We start from the raw sequence: 6,109 nt of genomic DNA on the forward strand, positions 1-6,109 counted from the left end.
CAGCACTGGAAGGCGAAAGGCTGCGCGCCCGCGAGGCGCTCGCGGCCTCGGTGCGCGGCGGCTTCGAGAAGGCGGGCTATGCCCCCGTTTCCGCGCCCGCGCTGCAGCCTGCCGAAATTTTTCTCGATATGTCCGGCGAGGATATTCGCCGCCGCATGTATGTCTTCACCGACCCTGCAGGCGACGAGCTTTGCCTGCGCCCGGAACTGACGATCCCCGTATGCCGCCTCTATCTGGAAGCGGGCGGCGGGGAGAAAAAGCTCTGCTCGGTCGGCCCCGTCTATCGCTACCAGCCGCGCGGCTCGACCAAGCTGCGGGAATTCACGCAGGCGGGTCTCGAATGTCTCGGCAGTGCCGATGCGGAAGAAGCGGATGCCGAAGTCATGGCACTTGCCGCCCGCGCCGTCGCCGATGCGGGCCTCAAATCCTATGACATCGAGATGGGCGATCTCGCCCTTTTCGATGCGCTGATCGACGCGCTCGATCTGCCGCCCGGCTGGCGCGCCCGTCTGAAGCGTCACTTCTGGCGTCCCGACTATTTCCGCGAATTGCTCGACCGCCTTGCCGCGGGCGACGGCACGGCAGAAGCGGGCGACAAACAGGCGCTGATCTCCGCGCTTGGCGGGCTTGATGAAGCACAGGCGAAAGACGTGATCGAAGACGTGCTGAAACTCGCAGGCATCGCGCCTGTGGGTGGCCGCACCGTCGAGGAAGTGGCAGAAAGGCTGCTGGAGCAGGCAGAGCTTGCCTCCTCCTCCGTGCCCGCAGCGGCTGTGAAGCTGATCGCGGATTTCCTCGCCGTCTCCGGCACGCCGGAAGAAAGCATTGCACGCATCAAGGCGCTTGCCTCCGGCGCTGGCATCTCACTTGCCGGTGCGATTGCGCGTTTCGAGCGGCGCATGGCGCTGGCGGCAAAGGCCGGTGTCGATCTCTCCCGCGCGCATTTTGCCACGGGCTTCGGCCGCAACATGGCCTATTACACGGGCTTCGTTTTCGAGTTCCGGGTGAATGCGCTCGGTGCTGACGCCATGATCTGTGGCGGTGGCCGCTATGATGGCTTGCTTGCCGCACTTGGCGCAGAGACGCAGGTGCCTGCTGTTGGCTGCGCGGTCGGCATTGAGCGACTGCTCGCAGCCGTTGCGAAGGAGAGGGGCCAATGAGCGACAAACTCGTGATCGGCCTTCCTTCGAAGGGCAGGCTTCAGGAAAATGCCAATGCCTTCTTCGCGCGCGCAGGCCTCAAGGTGCGGCAGGATGGCGGGCGCGGCTATACGGGCCGTCTCGATGGCATTGCCAATGTCGAGATTGCCTTTCTCTCAGCCTCCGAAATCGCCGGTCAGCTCGAGCAAGGCCAGATCCATCTCGGCGTGACGGGCGAGGATCTCATTCGCGAAAAGCTTGCCGCGCCGGAGCGGGATGTTGATCTGCTGCTGCCGCTCGGCTTCGGTCATGCGGATGTGGTCGTTGCCGTACCGCAAAGCTGGATCGATGTCTCCACCATGGCCGATCTCGATGATGTGGCGCTCGCCTTCCACACCAAGCGCGGGCGGCGGCTTCGTGTTGCGACGAAATATTTCAACCTGACGCGGCGCTTCTTCGCGGAGCACGGGCTGACGGGCTATCGCATCGTCGAAAGCCTCGGCGCGACCGAAGGCGCGCCTGCTGCCGGTACGGCGGAAGTGATCGTGGACATTACCTCCACGGGCGCAACGCTCGCCGCAAACAATCTCAAGATACTGGATGACGGCACCATTCTGAAAAGCCAGGCGAACCTTGTGGCGAGCCTGCGGGCGGAATGGAGCGGGAAGGCACTTGCCGCCGTCGGCGAGATTCTCGACCGCAGTTCCGCGCAGGCCCGCGCGGCAAAGACGGTCGAGGTGCGCTTTGCGAGCAGCGAGGGCGATGCTGCATTGATCGGCGAGATTGCCAATCGCTTCGGCGTCACCCTGCCTTTCGGCAACGGGGCGGGCGGCCCTGTGCGCATCGCGCATTGCCCGGAAGCGCATCTCTACGATCTCGTGGCCTATCTCTATGCCAATGGCCGCGATACGGTGACGGCCTCACGCGCCGACTATGTGTTCGAGGCGCGCAACCCGCTGCGCGAGCGGCTTCTGCAAAAGCTGAACGTGAAGGGCTGACACCATGACGCCCATGCTCGCCGCCATCACAGCCCTTGTGGTTCTGGTGACGGCGACAATTTCCGGCATTTTCGGCATGGCGGGCGGCATGATCCTCATGGCGTTCCTCACCTTCGCCTTTTCGGTCGGCGCGGCGATGATGCTGCATGGCGCAACGCAGGCTGTGTCGAATGGCTATCGCGCCGTCATCAACTGGCGGGATATTGTCTGGCCGCTCGTCGTAACGAACATGATGGGCGCTGTCGTCGCCCTCGCGCTGTTCATGTCGGTGAGCTTCGTGCCCGACAAGGCAACGGTGCTGCTCGTGCTGGGCGCCATTCCCTTTGTCGCCTTCGCCATCCCGAAAAGCTGGGGGCTTGATATCACCCGGCCTTTCATCTCGCCTCTTTGCGGATTTGTGGTGACGGCGCTCACGCTGACGGCGGGCGTGGCCGGGCCTATCCTTGATGTGTTTTTTGTGCGCAGTCCGCTGACACGCCATCAGATCGTCGCAACCAAGGCCGTGACGCAGACGCTTCAGCACCTGACCAAACTTCTCTATTTTGGTGTTCTGGCAGCGCATCTCCTCCCGTCAGCGGATTTGCCGCGGTGGATTTATCTGATGGTGGTGCCGCTTGCCATGCTCGGCACAACGGTCGGCAAGATGGTGCTGGACAGCATGAGTGATGGCCAGTTCCGAAACTGGAGCCGCAATATTCTCTTCGTCCTGGGCGCGCTGCTCATCTGGCAGGGGCTGTCGTTACATCTCTCCTGAACGTCCTTGCGAAAAGCGCATGCGCGACGAAGCAAGTCAGAGCTGCAGGCGCAGAGGATGTGATTTTGGGATGCTTCGCTCCGCTCGCAATGACGCGAGTTACGAAAGCCCCTTCCGCGCGACAAACTTCTTCCGTCCTGCCTCGCCCAGTCTTTCCATGATCGGCAGAATTGGCCGGATCATCCAGGGGAAGGCTGCGAAGAAGCGGGAGGAAAGACTTGCGCTATAGGGCACATAGATTTCGAGTTTGCCCGTATCCATGCCCCCGAGCAGCGCATCGGCGACATCTTCCGCGCTCATCACCTTGTCGATGAAATTGAGCACCGAGCCGCCATGCGTTGCTTCGTAATGCAGCATCGGCGTATCCACGGCAGCGGGATAGATGCCTGATACCTTGACGCCCCGTGGAGCAAGCTCCTGATGGAGACTTGAAAGAAAGCCGCGCAGCCCGAATTTCGATGCCGCATAGGCTGCGCTCTCCTTGAGCGCGATGATGCCGCCGAGAGAAACGGTCGTGACGAGCGCACCGCGTCCCCGCGCAATCATCAGCGGCGCGACAGCATGGATGAGCCGTATCGGCGCATTCATGTTCACCTCAAGCTGGAGAGCGATATCGGAAAAGGGAATATCTGCCACCGCACCGGGCCGCACTATGCCTGCATTATTGATGAGAACATCAAGATCGGCATGGTTCGTGACTATCGTCTCGCAAAGCCTCTCCACCTCTTCACGGCTCGCAAGATCGCAAGCGATGATTTCCGCCGGGCGGGAAAGCGTTGCAGAAATCGCGTTCAGCGATGTGCGCTCGCGATCAACAAGAATGAGCTGATAGCCGCGCCGGTCGAGCTTTTCGCAAAGCACCTGCCCGATGCCGCCCGCGGCCCCTGTTACCAGCGCCTTCATGCGGCCTTCCTGTCCCGCGTAATGCGCAATGCATCGAAGCATCCATCGGCAAGATCAGCCCAGCGAAGGCGCTTGCGAAGGCGTGTCATCTGCTTGCGATAGGCATCAATCTCCACATAGGTGGCGTGCCGCGCAGAGCCGACAAACTTGATACCGCCGCTCAGGTCCGGTCTGTCTGTCGCAATGAGTGTGTTGAGTGCCTGTGCATCAGCACCGCCCTTCGCGCGGGCAAGTATGGTGCGGGCAATCAGATCGGCCATTTCGTCAAAGAGTTTGTAGGCGCCGCCATTCGTCTCCATGAATCCCAGCGCATAAAGCGTCGGATGCTCGCGGCTGAAGAGGTTCATGTAGAGATCAGGCCGCCCCTTCTTCCAGGCGAGAAGGGCGGGGTCGAGATAAGGCACTTTCCATTCATATCCGGTTGCGCAAAGAACGAGATCGATTTCCTCGGACGTGCCATCGACGAAATGAACCGTCTTGCCTTCAAAGCGCGCCACATCACGTTTCGCCTTGATGTCGCCATGCGAAAGGTGATGCAGAAGCTGCGTATTGAGGATCGGATGCGTCTCGAAAATGCGGTGATCCGGCTTCTGCAAACCAAGCCTTGTGAGATCACCATTCAGAATGCGCAGGACCACACCAAAAACGCGCTGCGTGAGCCACATGGGAAGTTTCGGTCCCCCATGTGCGAATACATCGGCCGGGACGCCGAAAATATGTTTCGGCAGGAAGTGGTATCCCCGCCTCATGCTGATGAAAGCGGCCTCCGCCGAGCGCGCTGCATCGCAGGCAATATCGCAACCGGAATTTCCCGCGCCGATGATAAGCACACGCTTGCGTTTGAATTCATCAGGCGAGCGGTAGGAGACGGCATGGCGCATCTCGCCCATGAAAGTGCCGGGATAATCCGGCATGACCGGATGCCAGTTCGTTCCATTCGCACAGACAAGCGCCGCATAGTCTTTCGTTTCGCCGGTTGAAAGCGTCACCCGCCATGTCTGGTCAGGCTGCAATTCCGCTTTCTCTACCGATACATTGAAGCGGATATGGTCGCGCAGCCCGTACGCATCCGCGAAGCTCTGCATATAGAGGTGGATCTGCCGGTTGGAAGGATAGTCCGGGTAATCCTCCGGCATGGGAAAGTCGTGATAATGCGACTGCGTTTTCGAAGAGATGAAATGCGCTGAGTCATAGACCGGCGAGCCAGGGTTGCTCTGGTCCCATAGCCCGCCCACATCGCTGTGCCGCTCGTAAACATCGAACGGAATCTTGTGCCGCAGAAAAGTGCGGGCGAGGCTCAGGCCCGCCGGTCCCCCGCCTACCACGCAAACGCGCCCGATCTCCCCCATAACGCCCCCTAAAAAATGAGTATTATTCATATTTGTAAAAAGTGATAAACCCTCATAATTTCCGGCGCAAGAGAAAAGTGGTTAAGTAGGCCCATGAGCAGCCCGAAAATCCTCCGTCGCCAGCCGACACAGGCGCGCGCCCGCGAGCGTGTGGAGCGGCTTTTGTCCGTCGCCACCGAAATGATTGCCGAGACGGGAAGCGACGCCATGCGGATGACGGAGCTTGCAGAACGGGCAGGCGTGCCCATCGGCTCGCTCTATCAATATTTCCCGGACAAGGCGGCGATCCTCAGGCTCCTTGCGATCCGCGTGATGGAGCGAGTGCGGGAAATGCTGCGGCGAACCATTGAGGGGCTCGATGACCCGAAAGAAGCGCTCACGCGGATCGATCAGGCGCTTGTGGGCTATTACCAGCTCTTCCTCACGGAGCCTGTGACGCGTGACATCTGGTCGGCCACGCAGTCCGACAAGGCGCTTCAGGAGCTCGACATTGAGGATAGCCGCGTCAATGCCGGGCTTTTCTTCGATGCCATGAAGCCGATCGTGCCGAAGCATAATCATGCGCGGCTGAAGGCTGCATCCTTTCTGCTGATGCAGCTTTCAGGGGCCGCGGTGCGCCTTGCGATTGCAGTGGACCGCAAGGAGGGCGACCGTCTGATGACGGAATATCGCTTCATGATCGCGCGCGAATTTGAAAGTCTGCTTGTGGGAGAGGAAAGGGCTTTCTAGAGTCACTCCCGCCCTGGAGGCGTTCAGAGGGAGGCACCCGCATGGCAAGAGCAGCGATCCGTGTCGGTATTGGCGGGTGGGTTTTCCCCGAATGGCGCGGCAGCTTTTATCCGGAAGGTCTGGCACAGAAGCGCGAGCTTGAATATGCAAGTTCGAAGCTTGGCAGCATCGAGATCAACGGCACCTTCTATGGGTCGCAGAAGCCCGAAAGCTTTCTCAAATGGTATGACGAGACGC

7 protein-coding genes are annotated in these 6,109 nt (G+C 60.4%); 5 read left to right on the forward strand and 2 right to left on the reverse strand.

The window, feature by feature from the left end:
• The 3 genes from WBF74_RS01895 to WBF74_RS01905 form a co-directional block, all read left to right on the forward strand.
• Positions 1-1,160, forward strand: a 1,160-nt coding sequence (locus WBF74_RS01895; RefSeq protein WP_424434325.1) for an ATP phosphoribosyltransferase regulatory subunit, incomplete at its 5' end; no start/stop codon positions are given.
• Positions 1,157-2,137, forward strand: a complete 981-nt coding sequence (gene hisG / locus WBF74_RS01900) for an ATP phosphoribosyltransferase (RefSeq protein WP_424434328.1) — start codon at positions 1,157-1,159, stop codon at positions 2,135-2,137. The genes WBF74_RS01895 and hisG, both read left to right, overlap by 4 nt.
• A gap of 4 nt (positions 2,138-2,141) precedes the next feature.
• Complete coding sequence (locus tag WBF74_RS01905) at positions 2,142-2,891, forward strand: TSUP family transporter (RefSeq protein ID WP_424434331.1); 750 nt, start codon at positions 2,142-2,144, stop codon at positions 2,889-2,891.
• Between the two features lie 99 nt (positions 2,892-2,990).
• Here the strand turns inward: WBF74_RS01905 and WBF74_RS01910 are convergent, their stop codons facing one another.
• Both WBF74_RS01910 and WBF74_RS01915 read right to left on the reverse strand, forming a co-directional pair.
• Positions 2,991-3,794 (reverse strand): SDR family NAD(P)-dependent oxidoreductase, encoded by an 804-nt coding sequence (locus WBF74_RS01910; protein WP_424434334.1) that lies wholly within the window; start codon positions 3,792-3,794, stop codon positions 2,991-2,993.
• Positions 3,791-5,119 (reverse strand): flavin-containing monooxygenase, encoded by a 1,329-nt coding sequence (locus WBF74_RS01915; protein ID WP_424434337.1) that lies wholly within the window; start codon positions 5,117-5,119, stop codon positions 3,791-3,793. The genes WBF74_RS01910 and WBF74_RS01915 overlap by 4 nt, the downstream gene beginning before the upstream one ends.
• 117 nt (positions 5,120-5,236) lie before the next feature.
• On the opposite strand from WBF74_RS01915, the gene WBF74_RS01920 reads away from it, so the two are divergent.
• Together WBF74_RS01920 and WBF74_RS01925 are read left to right on the forward strand one after the other, a co-directional pair.
• Positions 5,237-5,872, forward strand: a complete 636-nt coding sequence (locus WBF74_RS01920) for a TetR family transcriptional regulator (RefSeq protein ID WP_424434340.1) — start codon at positions 5,237-5,239, stop codon at positions 5,870-5,872.
• A 41-nt stretch (positions 5,873-5,913) separates the two neighbouring features.
• The coding region (locus WBF74_RS01925; RefSeq protein ID WP_424434343.1) for a DUF72 domain-containing protein at positions 5,914-6,109 on the forward strand (196 nt) is incomplete at its 3' end.

Origin of the sequence: Parvibaculum sp., from assembly GCF_049672805.1 — a bacterium.
GTDB lineage: Bacteria > Pseudomonadota > Alphaproteobacteria > Parvibaculales > Parvibaculaceae > Parvibaculum.